The 12,802-nt window shown below is 56.9% G+C and carries 13 protein-coding genes and 1 pseudogene; 8 read left to right on the top strand and 6 right to left on the bottom strand.

The genetic code is table 11. From position 1 onward, the window contains the following. From FFR93_RS39635 to FFR93_RS39625, 3 genes and pseudogenes are all read left to right on the top strand, one after another. Positions 1 to 172: pseudogene (locus FFR93_RS39635) on the top strand (IS6 family transposase); the annotation flags it as partial. Positions 173 to 212: 40 nt separating this feature from the next. Beyond that, entirely contained in the window at positions 213 to 1,496 is a 1,284-nt protein-coding gene (gene aspS, locus FFR93_RS39630) for an aspartate--tRNA(Asn) ligase (protein ID WP_138397143.1), read from the top strand. 101 nt (positions 1,497 to 1,597) lie between these two features. Further along, positions 1,598 to 2,593 carry a site-specific integrase gene (locus FFR93_RS39625; RefSeq protein WP_246661422.1) on the top strand — a complete coding sequence of 332 codons (996 nt, stop codon included), beginning with the start codon at positions 1,598 to 1,600 and terminating at the stop codon, positions 2,591 to 2,593. 304 nt (positions 2,594 to 2,897) lie between these two features. Here FFR93_RS39625 and FFR93_RS39620 read toward each other — a convergent pair whose 3' ends face one another. Next, a complete protein-coding gene (locus tag FFR93_RS39620; RefSeq protein WP_138397142.1) occupies positions 2,898 to 3,827 on the bottom strand; it encodes a DUF4365 domain-containing protein in 930 nt (309 codons plus the stop codon). A gap of 82 nt (positions 3,828 to 3,909) precedes the next feature. Between FFR93_RS39620 and FFR93_RS39615 the strand changes: the two genes are divergently transcribed. Continuing rightward, a complete protein-coding gene (locus FFR93_RS39615) occupies positions 3,910 to 4,797 on the top strand; it encodes a hypothetical protein (RefSeq protein ID WP_138397141.1) in 888 nt (295 codons plus the stop codon). A gap of 138 nt (positions 4,798 to 4,935) precedes the next feature. Here FFR93_RS39615 and FFR93_RS41825 read toward each other — a convergent pair whose 3' ends face one another. The 5 genes from FFR93_RS41825 to repA all read right to left on the bottom strand — a co-directional run bounded on the left by FFR93_RS41825 (position 4,936) and on the right by repA (position 10,012). Beyond that, the gene (locus tag FFR93_RS41825) at positions 4,936 to 5,448 is read right to left on the bottom strand and encodes a hypothetical protein (RefSeq protein WP_246661421.1); all 513 of its coding nucleotides are present in this window, start codon (positions 5,446 to 5,448) and stop codon (positions 4,936 to 4,938) included. After that, positions 5,420 to 5,953 (bottom strand): hypothetical protein, encoded by a 534-nt coding sequence (locus FFR93_RS41820; protein ID WP_246661420.1) that lies wholly within the window; start codon positions 5,951 to 5,953, stop codon positions 5,420 to 5,422. Before FFR93_RS41820 ends, FFR93_RS41825 begins: the two co-directional genes overlap by 29 nt. A 394-nt stretch (positions 5,954 to 6,347) precedes the next feature. Beyond that, a complete protein-coding gene (gene repC, locus FFR93_RS39605) occupies positions 6,348 to 7,586 on the bottom strand; it encodes a plasmid replication protein RepC (RefSeq protein ID WP_138397140.1) in 1,239 nt (412 codons plus the stop codon). 155 nt (positions 7,587 to 7,741) lie between these two features. Further along, entirely contained in the window at positions 7,742 to 8,737 is a 996-nt protein-coding gene (gene repB, locus FFR93_RS39600) for a plasmid partitioning protein RepB (protein ID WP_138397139.1), read from the bottom strand. An 84-nt stretch (positions 8,738 to 8,821) separates the two neighbouring features. Next, entirely contained in the window at positions 8,822 to 10,012 is a 1,191-nt protein-coding gene (gene repA, locus FFR93_RS39595) for a plasmid partitioning protein RepA (RefSeq protein ID WP_087002812.1), read from the bottom strand. Positions 10,013 to 10,399: 387 nt separating this feature from the next. On the opposite strand from repA, the gene FFR93_RS39590 reads away from it, so the two are divergent. Genes FFR93_RS39590 through FFR93_RS39575 form a run of 4 tightly spaced genes read left to right on the top strand, consistent with a single transcriptional unit; the run spans position 10,400 to position 12,676 of the window. Next, a complete protein-coding gene (locus tag FFR93_RS39590) occupies positions 10,400 to 11,023 on the top strand; it encodes an acyl-homoserine-lactone synthase (protein WP_138397138.1) in 624 nt (207 codons plus the stop codon). A gap of 10 nt (positions 11,024 to 11,033) precedes the next feature. Next, entirely contained in the window at positions 11,034 to 12,011 is a 978-nt protein-coding gene (gene trbB / locus FFR93_RS39585; protein WP_138397137.1) for a P-type conjugative transfer ATPase TrbB, read from the top strand. Continuing rightward, positions 12,001 to 12,384, top strand: a complete 384-nt coding sequence (locus tag FFR93_RS39580) for a TrbC/VirB2 family protein (protein WP_138397136.1) — start codon at positions 12,001 to 12,003, stop codon at positions 12,382 to 12,384. The genes trbB and FFR93_RS39580 overlap by 11 nt, the downstream gene beginning before the upstream one ends. After that, positions 12,377 to 12,676: a conjugal transfer protein TrbD gene (locus FFR93_RS39575; protein ID WP_138397135.1), complete on the top strand. Its 300-nt coding sequence runs from the start codon at positions 12,377 to 12,379 to the stop codon at positions 12,674 to 12,676. The genes FFR93_RS39580 and FFR93_RS39575 overlap by 8 nt, the downstream gene beginning before the upstream one ends. The last annotated feature ends 126 nt before the right edge of the window (positions 12,677 to 12,802 follow it).

Genomic DNA, 12,802 nt, shown 5'->3' with positions numbered 1-12,802 from the left:
GATGATGCAGGGCTTTCGATCCGTCGGAGGTTTGCAACGTTTCATCTCGGTCTTTTCAGCAGTCCGAAATCTTTTCGTCGCGCCGCACCAGAGACACTCAGCCCTAGCCACCCATATTCATCGGATCCGCGCCATGGCGCAGTGGAAAGCCGTGACCGCTGCAATTGCCTGAGTTTACCGACAAGCGACTTTTCGGCCGTTGATCAAACAACGTGACATCGCCGTCCCAGTGCATCGGGCATCGCGTAAAGCTGCAGGGGTTTGTCGAAGCCATTCGCGATCAGAAGCGTATGCGCTTCATCGTCCTGCGCGACCCGACCGGCAAGGTTCAGCTCACTCAAAGCAAAGACAATACAGCCCTCACCGGCGCTCTCGACGCACTGACGCCTGAAAGCGCGGTGATCGTCATCGGCACTGTCGTGGCTGCTCCCTCCGTCAAGCTAGGCGGTCTCGAAATCTTGATCGAAAGCGTCGAGATCTGCGGATTGGCCGATCCCCAACTACCCATCGCGTATGATTCCGGCCCGGACAAATGGATGGACCACCGCCAGGTCAGCCTGCGCTATCCTGGACAACAATTGGTCTTTGCCGTGCAGACGACGCTGGAAGCGGCAATGCGGGCCTTTTGGCAGCAGAACGGCTTTTGCGAAATTCATTCGCCCAAACTTATGGGAACAGCCAGCGAATCCGGCGCTGAAGTGTTTGCTGTCAAATATTTTGACACCAAAGCTTTCCTGGCTCAGTCGCCACAATTTTACAAGCAGATGGCAATCGCCGGCGGCATGGAAAGGGTGTTCGAGATCGGCCCGGTGTTTCGCGCTGAGCCGTCGTTCACCTCGCGGCACGAAACCGAGTTCACCTCCATCGACATGGAGATGGGCTGGATCGAAGACCATCACGAATTGATGGCGTTTGAAGAACGCTGGCTTGCCCATGCCATCGGCACCGTGGTCGAGGTTCATGGCCCCCAGATCGAGGCACTTTACGGCGTCAGCATCGCTCCGCCGTCGTTGCCGTTTCCCAAGGTTACCTTTTCCGAAGCACTCGCCATTCTTGCTCGGCTCGGGGATGTCCCAGCCCGCCACGATGATCTCGATGCCGAAGGCGAGCGCCTGCTATGCGAACACATGGCTGCCGAAACAGACCATGAGTTCGTCTTCATTACTGACTATCCCGCCAGTGGTCGCGCCTTCTACCATATGCGCCACGAGGATCGTCCCGACCTTACCAAAGGTTTCGACCTGCTCTGGCGCGGGCTGGAGATCACGACTGGGGCGCAACGCGAGCACCGCCATAATCGTCTGGTGGCTCAGGCGCAGGAACGCGGAATGCGGCTCGACAGCCTGTCCGACTACCTCGATTTCTTCCGCTTCGGCTGCCCCCCGCATGGTGGCATGGGCGTAGGACTTGGCCGCATCCTGATGCGCCTGCTCAACGCTGCGAGTATCAGGGAGGTTACGCTGTTGAGCCGCACACCCAAGCGACTGCGCCCTTAACAGAGTAAATGCAGTGGTCGGCGTGCCTCGATCAGCACGCCGACTTTGGTTTTCGAATGGCCGTCAGCTGAAACCGGACGTCTGTTTAGCTCGCATGCGCCATGAAAGCCGCCATTCCGCTTTCCATCACCCCAATGCGGTCTGCCGTCTCGGCGGCCCCGCCCGTCTTGCCGCGGGCGGCTTGCGTAGGTTTTCTGCTCCGCTGCTACTCAACCCCCAAATTCGTCGCCCATCACCTCTGGGACCCGCAGCACCGCGAGACCGACCGCGATCACGGCATGCCGGCCGGCGTCGACGAGAACCTTCGAAGCCAGGGGTTTCTCAAGTCCGTCGGCCCGCACGCGCCAGCCACCGTGCGCCGGCGGCTGGCCAACTGGTCGACGCTGAGCAAATGGCGCGGTTTTGACGGCGCCTTCGCCTCGCCTGCCCTTAAATCAGCCATTCGGCTGGCGATCCGAGCCGCGCCAAGACAACGTCTTCGCAAGAGCGCCAAGGCGGTCACCGGTGACGTGCTGGCAAAACTGCTGGCGACATGCGCGACCGACAGTCTACGCGATCTGCGTGACCGGGCGATCCTGATGGTCGCCTTTGCCTCCGGTGGCCGCCGGCGTAGCAAGATTGCCGGGCTGCGCCGCGAACAGCTGACCGTAGAGCCGCCGATCGAGGTGCCGGACGGGCCTCCCCTCCCCTCTCTCGCCATCCATCTCGGCCGTACCAAAACCACCACCGGCGAGCAGGACGATATCGTCTATCTGACCGGTCGGCCGGTGGAAGCGCTGAATGCCTGGATGGCGGCCCGCAAGATCGAGAGCGGGAGCGTGTTTCGGGGGATCGGGCGTTGGGGCACGGTTTCGCGACGGGCGCTCGACCCGCAGTCGGTCAATGCGATCCTCAAGCAGCGGGCGGTGAGGGCAGGGTTGGACGTTGGGGAGTTTTCGGCGCACGGCTTGCGGTCAGGCTATCTCACCGAAGCAGCGAACCGCGGCATCCCCCTCCCCGAGGCGATGGAACAGTCGCGCCACCGTTCGGTGCAGCAGGCATCGAGCTACTACAATAATGCTACGCGTCGAAGCGGACGGGCAGCACGGATGCTCTAACTGTTTCCATCTAATGGCTTGATAATATGCCTACACGGCTCTTTGCTTACAATAAAAGAATGCCCCATCGAGCAAAACAGCGAAAATCGCGTCGAAGAGACCTCAGCGCAATCCTTAGCACGGCCCCTCGCGGCGATGTTTCTGCGCTGGAGGTGCGGGACGACAGCACCCTCCCCTCTCCTGGCGATGAGGACCATATGCCGTCACATCGAGCGGGCCTGGCGCGATCGCGCGCGGCTATGTGGGGGCAAGTTCCGCCAATACGCGCAAGGCATCTGATACATCCGCTCAGAGGGGGTCTCGCTCATGAAATGTCGAGCAACAAGGGAACGAGGTACGCGAGTGCATCGTCTGCGGATAGGCCGTTGCGTGCCCGTAGATCGAAGTAGACGGCGCAGAGGGCATCGGGAAACTCCTCTGGAACAATGGCATAGCTTTCGCCTACGTATCGGAGGTAGCCAGAGCTTTCCATAAAGCCCAGGGCGCCATCAAGCTCATCCATGACGCGGACCCCGCCCACAAGCTCGGCCCACCGTTCCGCTATAGCCTCGATATCACCGCCATCAATCGGTTCATTCGCACCGCCGAATGCCCTGCAAAGCAGGTCCAGCGTCATGTAGTCATCGAGGGTGGCGGTGTCCGAGAAACATGCTCGCGCTGCATTCAGTACAGGATCGTCTTGGCAGAGGAGGCGCGTAACAGTTGCCTGAAGCTCCCAATGGGACAGAAGAGTGAAACCGCGGACCTGCTCCGGTTTTACGATTGTCAAGTCGGCAAAATTCTTTATCTCTGCAGAAATCATGCGAATCTGTTTTCGGTGCTCGTGAGCGTCGGTGCAGAGAATGAGGAAATAATGCTCGACACCCACGTTCTGCATCGCCTCGGTATATTGCGATTTAAGCGTCTTCATGAAAGTTTTGTCTTTCTTCGACGCCCAGTCCCGAAACTCAGGGTAACTCTTGATTTGGAGTCCGACTTTTGTGGCTCCGTCCTCGGAATCATATTTCAATAAGACGTCGACGCCGTCGTCGCGCATTCCCTGAATGTCGTGGCAGCCAGCGCGATTGGCTTTATAGGCCCGCAAGATTTGAACGCCTAGGGATTCAAACATCGGACATAAGTCCGCGTCATGCTTTTTGGTTTTGAACCAGGCCGTATCATCAATGGTCGAACAGTTTTTTTGAAGAATTTCCGCCAGTGTTTCCGCGGGGGACAATGCGTTGGTAATGAACATTCAGACACTCGGATATTTGACCTGTAATCGACTTAGCTGAAAAACGCCAAGAAACTGGAAAGGCAACCTCGGGGATACGGACATGGGATTGGATGATGAGTATGGAATTCGCGAGGTGGATTTTTCCCTCCATGAGGCGCAGGCCGAAAGGTTGTTCATCAGGGGGAAAAACGCCGCGAACGATCGGTATTTTGACAATCAAGCGAGGGAAAACCACATTTACGGAGTCAACAACGCGTTGAACCAGCTTTTGGGAGACGCAGCAGTACTGATTGAGTTGGGCGGCTTCACACAAACAGCCGAGTACTTCATGCGTTTCGGCGTGCTGCGCCGCCTGAGAATGATGATCGCTGCTTTTCGAAACATCCAAAGTATCATCATGCCTGACCGTACAGTCCCCCTGACAATGGATCAGTCCGACGAGGTTTGCCGCGATTTAAAAGCAATATACATCAATATCCTCGGCCTGCTCGATAACTACGCGTGGACGATCGTCCATCAGGTGGGCAGCGCTGCAACTCAAGCCGCAAGGCCACTTTCCATAAGCCTTTTCAAAACCGTCTTCGCCGCCGACCCGGCTCTGTCGAACGTCGCGGCCGCTCTAATATCATTCTCGACCTGGGAGACCGAGGTAAAAAGGCGACGGAACCCGGCGGCGCATCGAATGCCCCTTTATGTCCCGCCCGCCGGATATGACCCGCAGGCGGCAAAGACCCTTCGGAATCTCGACCAATTGATTTCGACAGCCCTTCGCGAGCAGGATTTCGACAAGATGTGCAATTTGCAGCGCAAGCGCGAGCAAGTCGGCGTCTTCGTTCCAGTCTTTGTCCATGATCCTGTGGAGGAGATGAACGATATCTATCCTACTCTGCCACAGGACCTAGGGCAGATGGTCAAGATCGGCCGAGTCTCCCAGATCTTTCTCCGATCGAAGCTTACACCTGCCGAGGCCTCCCCCGGAGGGTACTAACGCAAGTATGCGGGCTTGAGGGAAAACCAAGCCGCGCGTTACTCTCTTGTGACGTAAATCAGACCTTGGTGCCGCTCGAACTTCTCCTGTGTCGCTTCAGTTTCTGTCTCTTGAGAGCTAAGTCGCCCGACCGCGAATTCAGCAACCTTGATTTCGTCGGCCACGTCGACAAGGGAAGCTGCCGCTCTGGGTGGTATCACGGCCAGTTGAATTTCCTTTACGGCCGAGAACTGCAAATCCGTCCGGAAAAATTGCCCCGCCAGACTCCTTCGCCGCCTCGATCAAGTCTGGACCAAACTCAGGGATATTCTCCAACATGCGGCCCTCGGGCTCTTCCGCCTCGAGGTAGACGAAAACCCTCTGAGCGGTTTCTAGGTCGAGCGCCAGTCCATTGAACCAGCGAGACCAGGTCCCCTTAAAGACAACCTTCCCATTGCCATCCGTCACGATTGGCTCCGGATCAACCTCTTCGCCAAGAATCCACGTGCGCCCGAGCCATTCAACCGTCGAGAAACTTTGCTCTGATGGACTCCACAGGCGCGCGCGAGCGGCTTCTCCGATTTCCGGGCCGAAAAGAAGAGTAATCACACCGCAATAGCTACCGAACCGCACGCCGGCCGGGTCAGAGATCCTCCTCCGGATCTGGACCATCAAATCCTGCCAGGTCCGGCAGCGCCGTGTGATGAACAAAAATCTCCGCCCGCTTCAAGGATGTCATCCAGCTTCCGACCGAATATCCATGCGAAGCAATCCAGCTACCAATTTTGCGGCCGAGATAGGGCTCAACTTGGCCCTTATAGCCATCTTCGACCCGTTCGTTGAAAGCCCCCTTTGAAGTCCCTTTGGTGGCCTTCGATTCCGCAAGTGCCACGTACAGATCATTCGTCCGGCTGAAGATGAAGTCTGGCGATCGCCCTGTCGGCTTTTTTCCATGAACCACTTGGCTCTCGAAATGATCGACCCACCGGTAACCATCGCGGACCATTTGAAGGTACGCTATGCCGTCGCCTACCAGTCCCGTCATCGCCTTCCGGACGTAGTCTTTCAAATCGCGCGCGGAATTTAGCAGCGCAAAACGATCATTGGTGTCATCGACGTGCTGAGCAATCAGATGCTTGCAAAAAGCAACCTGGGCCCTCGCAGCTCGCTGGTCCATTCGCGCTCGACTAGAGCATTGAGCCATGGCTCCAAAAAGCTCCGCCGGCGTAAACGACAGTTCCGTAATTCCAGGGGCTCGGCCATGGATAAAACGGGATAGGCCAGCTCGATGTGCGCTTACTTATTCAACATTTAAAAGCTTGCGCTTCGCCTTCCACATCGGATTGCCTCCTGACATTGCCCGGCAGGCAAGAGCCCGCGCAAATGCATCAAGTGTTACGCTCGAACCCATAGTCGCTTCTAGTCAGGGCTTCTATTTCAATCTTTATTCAATGACCACAACGCATTGAATCAGATGGGAAATCAATCAAAAAAAACGGCTGACAATTCTTCCATTGGGGCCAAGCTGTCTTTGCATGTTTCCAAATGCCTCGACCGGTTAGGTTCGAGCCTTATCCTGCGCGGCGTGTGCTCTCTCCGTTGGCCTTAAGCAGCGCTATCAGCATTGGTCCCAATGAAAATTCGCCCCGCTCCGAGCGTTTCGTCAGGTCGCGTAGATAACCACCGGCAGAGTTGATAAAGTTTGAGCGCTCCAGAATGCACGCCATTGCCACCGCTGCGTTTTCAGGCCCCATCGCGTCGCAGGCGTCCTCGTAGGCCGATGGGCTCACACCCAACATCGAGCGGACTAAGACCGCAGCTGTCATCAACTCTCGCCAATGCGAAATTCCTCCGACCGGTCCATAGTCGACGATCTGCGGGCAGGCCCGAAGAACCATACCAAGTGGAAACGACTTGATCGAATCAAGCTTCGCCTTCGCTTGCACCGCGTTCTTTGTCGGAGGTTCTTCCGGCAACTTTTCGCCCAGCTCTTTTTCGGTGCTTGGTTCAAATTCATTTATAGATTCGGTATTTGAATTCTGTATGTGGCGGTCATTCGGAATGGCATTGCCGTGCATATTTTTGGTTTCTGATTGCATTTCCAGAAGGTTGAGTACCTCAGAACGCAAGAGCTCCATCTCATCGAGTGTGGCTTCGACTTCGTTTCTGTCCGGATAGCGAGGATGCCGCCCCAGAATTCCAATATACATCGTTTCGACATGCTCCCAATTGCCGGGAGCGCCTTCCTCAATCGCAGCTGTTATCAGCTTGCGGACATCTCGGCGGCAGATCGTGAGTGCTTCCTTCGCCCGGCGAAAGCGCATACGCTCCGCGGCTACGTCCTGAGCCAGCAAGGCAAGCTCGGTCGCGCGCGCAAGCAGCGGGCTCAGATCAAATCCGTAAGCCTGTTCGATCACACCAGCTCGATCGCGATGTGCATAACGTTTTCCGTTCGGACTATCACGACGCTGTATAAGTCCTGCATCGACGAGTGCTCCGAGCTGGCGGCGCAGTGTACTTTCGGTAATCCCGTGAGCGCGAACGGAGAGCTGCGCATTGGATGGAAATACAACAAGTCCGTTCTCGCCATCGAGCTGTGGATCGGGGTAGAACGTCAAAAGGGCATCGAGAACGGCAAGCGCTCTGTCTTGCAGGCCAATGCGTTCCCTCGCTTCGCACACATCGCGAAATACTTTCCACTTTTCGACACGTGTGCCTGGTGTTGAAGCCGCGATCGCCAATTGCCCTTTCACCAAGGCAAGCGTCGCCGGCCGCCGCCCAAAGGGCGTCGTTACATGTCCCGTTTGCATTTTTCTTTCACCTTTCTTTAGTCAAAGGAAATCCGCTCACCAAATCGGTGCCAAGACTCTTGACTGTGATTCCGGGAAATGCGATTCTCAATCCTGCGAGAGATACGAGAGAGGCTTCCACGGTTTACCGTTTGGGGGCCTTTTTCTTTTGCGGTTTATTCTCCGTTGTTTTCCTGCTTCGATCCTCTGTACTCCTCGTACAGACGGTCCATGTGGGCTGAAAGCCACTCGCTGAAGGGCTTCGCTTCGACATTCGAAAGCTCGATCGCAACCTTCTTTGGTCTGGCGTTCATCACGAAATCCAGTGAAGTATCGCTCGACGTCCAAACCTTCCCGGACGCAGTGGCCTTGGGCTTTTTTGCGGCCGATTTGACCTTGTAGCGCTTCAGGAAGTCATGAAGTTCATCGAACCGCTTGTCTTCTGTCAGCTCAGCGAACTCCGCGGTTCCCACGTGTTCCGTAGCTACCTTCAAGAGGGAAGGGGCGAGAACCAATTGACGAAGGCTCAGCCACTTGTCGCGTCCTATCTTCTTGGATGCTCCGAGCACCTTGAGGACCGAAGCCGGAACTGCCTCCACGACACCAAGCATCTTAGAGAGCATCGCCTCGTCGATCGCGAGCGACGATCGAACCACATCCTTCGTCATTCCGGACGCGAGTAGATTCTGTGCGAAGTACGCGCGCTCGATGAACGACAGATTTGAACGGGCGGAATTTTCTTGCCCTTGGGCGATTGCTGACGTGATGTCGTCCAGTTTCTTGACGACTGCCTTGACCGGAATACCAAGTTCTTTGGCGACTTTGAGACGGCGGTGACCAAAGACCACCATGAACCGCTGGCTGTCTGCCTGACTGGGTCGAACCAGAATGGGCGTTGTCTGGCCGGATGTCTTGATCGCCTGCTTTAGCTCCTGGTACTCGTCGCCATCGTCGGAAAGGCGATCGGCGACAAACGAAACGTCAATCAACCGCGGATCCAGATCCACAATCACCTCGCCTTCCATCAGCTTCTTGGTGTTCTCGGCCAAGTCCTCGATGGAGCGAACGACAGTCTTTGCTGCCCCCGTCATGCCGTAACCAGGCTTTGTCGGTGTCTTGTTAGAAGCGATGGAAGCCATGTCCAGTTTCGCAAAAGGATTCTCACGCGCCACAGCCGGCCTCCAATCTCGCTTTCAATGTCGACAGGGTATTGATATGCTTCACAAATCCGGCCAAAAAAACGGCTGACAAGTACGTCATTTCCGCCCCCATGCGCCGTGGATTAGTTCCATGATTTCGCCGTTGGCTGCGTTCAGGCTTTCCATCGCCCGGTCATAGGTAGACCGGACGAAATCACCCCGCTCTACCTCGTATAAGGTCTGCTTCTTTATTGAAGCATCGGAAATTGCCGTCGATTTCAGGACGTGATTTCGCAACATCTGTTGGGCGAACATGGATTGCATGAACCCGACCATCTGTGCCTGTGGAATGTCCGTCGGCTCGAAGCGAGTTACAAGATAGCGGAACCACTCAACACGCATTTCGGCGCCAGCCTCTGCGACGGGGCCCATAATTCCGCCTAACATCATCAGAAATTGGCTCATCGACATGATGTCCAGCATCTGAGGATGGATCGTAATCAGAATGCCTGTCGAGGCCATGAGCGCCGTTATCGTCAGGTATCCCAGTTGTGGGGGGCAATCGATGACCACGACATCGTACCTGTCGTCCACCTGCTTCAGCGCGTTGAAAATGCGCATATAGAACAGTCTGCCGTCCTCACCCTTTTTGGAGGAGATTGCCAGGGGAACATCATACTCGTACTCCTGCAAGACCAGATTTGCAGGAACCACGTCCAGGCCAGGAATGTTCGTTGGCTGGATGACTTCCGCGATCGACCTGCGTTCATCATCGAAACGAAGCGCCTCGTAAAGAGAGGCCGTATCATCGAGTTCAGGTTGAATTCCAAACAGGGAAGTCAGCGATGCCTGCGGATCCAGGTCGACCGCCAGTACGCGATGGCCGGTGAGAGCGAGATATTGCGCAAGGTGCGCAGCGGTCGTCGTCTTCCCGCTCCCGCCCTTGAAATTCACGACCGATACGACCTGCATCGGCTCGCCTTCACGACGACGGGGAACGTAGTATCTCTTATCAGATTTTTTATTGGCCTCCAGATAATCACGAAGCTCGAGCATCTGGTCAGCCGTGTAGTAGCGCCGCCCACTGACCGATTCTATCTCGGGACCCTTACCTTCCGAATGAATCTGTCGAAGATGGCTTTGGGTGACCCCGATAAAGTCAGCGACCTCTCCCAGTTGGAACTTGCGCAGTCCCTTGCGAGCATCTGGCGGATACTGTTGGCTGCGCAGCATATGCAACGCGTTTGAGATCTTTGCCCCTTGCTGGGCAATCTCGATATCAAAACGATTAGGCTGCTGATGGCTCATTTTGCAAACTATTTCCCGGGAGGCTAAACTTTCGAAAAAATGGCCCCATAGCCATAATTTTCGCAACTATCTCCCGATTCTCCCATAGCCGCAAGAGAATTAAGGTTAACAAAGGGTTAAGGCAAAATCGACGTGTTGCACACCCATAGCCTCTTTTCCTTGCGTTTTCACGTATTTAGCTAGCGGGATGGCCCGCCACGTTCATGGTCCGTTTTACTGTGAATCCTACAATGCGCCCCGCGTTTATGTAGCCGCCCAAGGCCCCCGATCGCCCCTTATCGCTTTTCCTTGCCGACTCGCGTGAGTGCGACTTGTAGGATCCTACAACTGCCTCCCGATTCAATTCTGTGCTGATTTCGCCGCCACCAACAACGACGGAGAAAGTTCATGCAGGTTCTCGCGTTTTCAGCACCCCGGACGGTTCAAGAGGCTCACCTCCTTCACCTCCACTTCCAGCTACGTGCGCGGGTTTTTGCCGATCGGCTCGGCTGGGAAGTCGATGTAACGGCGGGGTGTGAGTCGGATGGCTTTGACGCGCTTCGACCGACCTATGTTCTCGCTATCGCCGAGACCGGCCAACTGGCGGGGTGCGCGAGGCTTCTTCCGGCCCTCGGTCGGACGATGGTGGCCGATGTTTTCCCCTCGCTTCTCGCCGACGGTCAGCTCAACGCTCATGCCGCCATGATCGAGAGTTCCCGGTTCTGCGTCGATACTGCTCTCGCGGAGGGGAGGGGAACCGGCTCGATCCACGAGGCAACACTGACCATGTTCGCGGGCATCGTCGAATGGTGCATCGCGAATGGCTACACCGAGATTGTCACAGTAACCGATCTTCGGTTTGAGCGAATCCTCGCGCGCGTCGGATGGCCGTTGAGGCGTTTGGGCGAGCCGAAGAAGATCGGCGTGACGATGGCGGTCGCTGGCACGCTGCCAGCCGACGCGGACACATTCATGAGGCTCCGCCCCTCCGATTACCGTTCTGAACTCACCCCTCTCAGCAAGGTAGCTTAAGGAGACATTCGTGAACCAGCTTCGCTCTCATCCCCGGCTTGTTCGCAAACTTCAGGAGGCGCTCGGCGATCAGCTTTGCGTCGCCCTGGACGACGCGACTGTCGTCGAGATCATGCTTAATCCGGACGGAAAACTGTTCATCGAAAGGCTCGGCCACGGCGTTGCGCCAGCCGGTGAGATGTCATCTGCCGCAGCGGAAATGGTGATCGGGACCGTTGCCCATGTACTTCAGTCCGAAGTGGACACGGAACAACCGATCATCTCGGGCGAGCTGCCCATCGGTGGCCACCGCTTTGAGGGTCTGTTGCCCCCAGTTGTCGCCAAGCCCGCCTTCACCATTCGGCGCCGGGCATCCCGCCTCATTCCGCTTGAAGACTACGTTCGCACGGGTGTGATGACCGAATACCAGGCTGCTACGATCCGTAGTGCCATTTCAGCGAGGCTGAACATCGTCATTTGCGGTGGAACGGGCTCGGGCAAGACGACGCTTGCGAACGCGGTGATCGACGAAATCGTCAAATCCTCTCCCGAGGATCGTCTCGTTATTCTTGAGGATACTGCGGAAATCCAGTGCGCAGCCGACAACGCCGTTCTCTTGCATACCAGCGATACGATCGACATGGGGCGGCTACTCAAAAGCACGATGCGCCTGCGTCCCGACAGGATCGTCGTGGGCGAGGTCCGCGACGGCGCGGCTCTGACGCTGCTCAAAGCTTGGAACACCGGCCATCCGGGGGGCGTGGCGACCATTCATTCGAATACCGCCATGTCGGCGCTTCGCCGTCTCGAACAGCTGACCGCTGAGGCAAGCCAGCAGCCAATGCACGAGGTAATCGGCGAAGCGGTCGACCTTATCATCTCGATCGAGCGGACCCCGCGCGGGCGGATTGTTCGCGACATCATCCAAGTCGAGCGGTTCATCAACGGACGGTACCAGGTCGAGTCCGATCAAGTTGCCGAAGAACAGGAGGCTCGCCATGTCGCGTAACAAGCCATTCATCGCCATCATGCTCCTGGCGGCACCCATCGTTCTTGCCTCTGTCGCGCCGGCGCTCGCCAGTTCTGGCGGCGGCCTACCATGGGAAGGTCCTTTGCAGCAGATCCAGGAGTCGATCACCGGCCCAGTTGCGGGTGCGATCGCGCTTGCAGCCGTGGCGATCGCCGGCGGCATGCTCATCTTCGGCGGGGAACTGAACGATTTTGCGCGGCGCCTTGTCTACGTCGTCCTTGTCGCCGGTATCCTTCTCGGCGCCACCAACATCGTCGGCCTTTTCGGCGCAACCGGAGCGTCGATCGGGCTAGCCGACGAGCCGGTGACATCAACTGGTCCGGGCAGAGGAGGGGAGGGAGAAAATGGCTGAGTCCCTGTCCGGCCTGCGGCGTAACCGCATTCATCGCGCGCTGTCTCGCCCAAATCTGCTGATGGGTGCCGACCGGGAACTGGTGCTGATCACCGGCCTTGCAGCCGTGATCCTGATCTTCGTCGTGCTGACAGTTTATTCGGCGCTCTTCGGTATTGCCGTCTGGGTCGTCATCGTTGGCGCGCTGAGGATGATGGCCAAGTCCGACCCGCTCATACGGCAAGTCTATATCAGGCACATTTCCTTCAAGCCCACCTACAAGGCGACCACTTCGCCCTGGCGACGGTATTGAGGAGGAGGCCATGGTAGCTCTCAAACGCTTCCGGGTTACCGGCCCATCGTTTGCCGATCTCGTTCCCTATGCCGGCCTCGTCGACAATGGTGTCCTCCTCTTGAAGGACGGAAGCCTGATGGCTGG

This window comes from Rhizobium sp. MHM7A, from assembly GCF_005862215.1.
Classification (GTDB): Bacteria; Pseudomonadota; Alphaproteobacteria; order Rhizobiales; family Rhizobiaceae; genus Rhizobium; species Rhizobium bangladeshense.
The sequence above is the reverse complement of the archived record's forward strand: the minus strand, read 5'-3'. Positions and strand labels throughout refer to the sequence as shown.

Coding starts and splice junctions, on each gene's coding strand:
- FFR93_RS39620 (WP_138397142.1), bottom strand. CDS start 3,827: ATGTTCATTACCAACGCATTGTCCCCCGCGGAAACACTGGCGGAAATT.
- FFR93_RS39575 (WP_138397135.1), top strand. CDS start 12,377: ATGGCTGAGTCCCTGTCCGGCCTGCGGCGTAACCGCATTCATCGCGCG.
- FFR93_RS39580 (WP_138397136.1), top strand. CDS start 12,001: ATGTCGCGTAACAAGCCATTCATCGCCATCATGCTCCTGGCGGCACCC.
- FFR93_RS39625 (WP_246661422.1), top strand. CDS start 1,598: ATGAAAGCCGCCATTCCGCTTTCCATCACCCCAATGCGGTCTGCCGTC.
- FFR93_RS39615 (WP_138397141.1), top strand. CDS start 3,910: ATGGGATTGGATGATGAGTATGGAATTCGCGAGGTGGATTTTTCCCTC.
- repC (WP_138397140.1), bottom strand. CDS start 7,586: ATGCAAACGGGACATGTAACGACGCCCTTTGGGCGGCGGCCGGCGACG.
- FFR93_RS41820 (WP_246661420.1), bottom strand. CDS start 5,953: ATGGACCAGCGAGCTGCGAGGGCCCAGGTTGCTTTTTGCAAGCATCTG.
- FFR93_RS39590 (WP_138397138.1), top strand. CDS start 10,400: ATGCAGGTTCTCGCGTTTTCAGCACCCCGGACGGTTCAAGAGGCTCAC.
- repA (WP_087002812.1), bottom strand. CDS start 10,012: ATGAGCCATCAGCAGCCTAATCGTTTTGATATCGAGATTGCCCAGCAA.
- FFR93_RS41825 (WP_246661421.1), bottom strand. CDS start 5,448: ATGGTCCAGATCCGGAGGAGGATCTCTGACCCGGCCGGCGTGCGGTTC.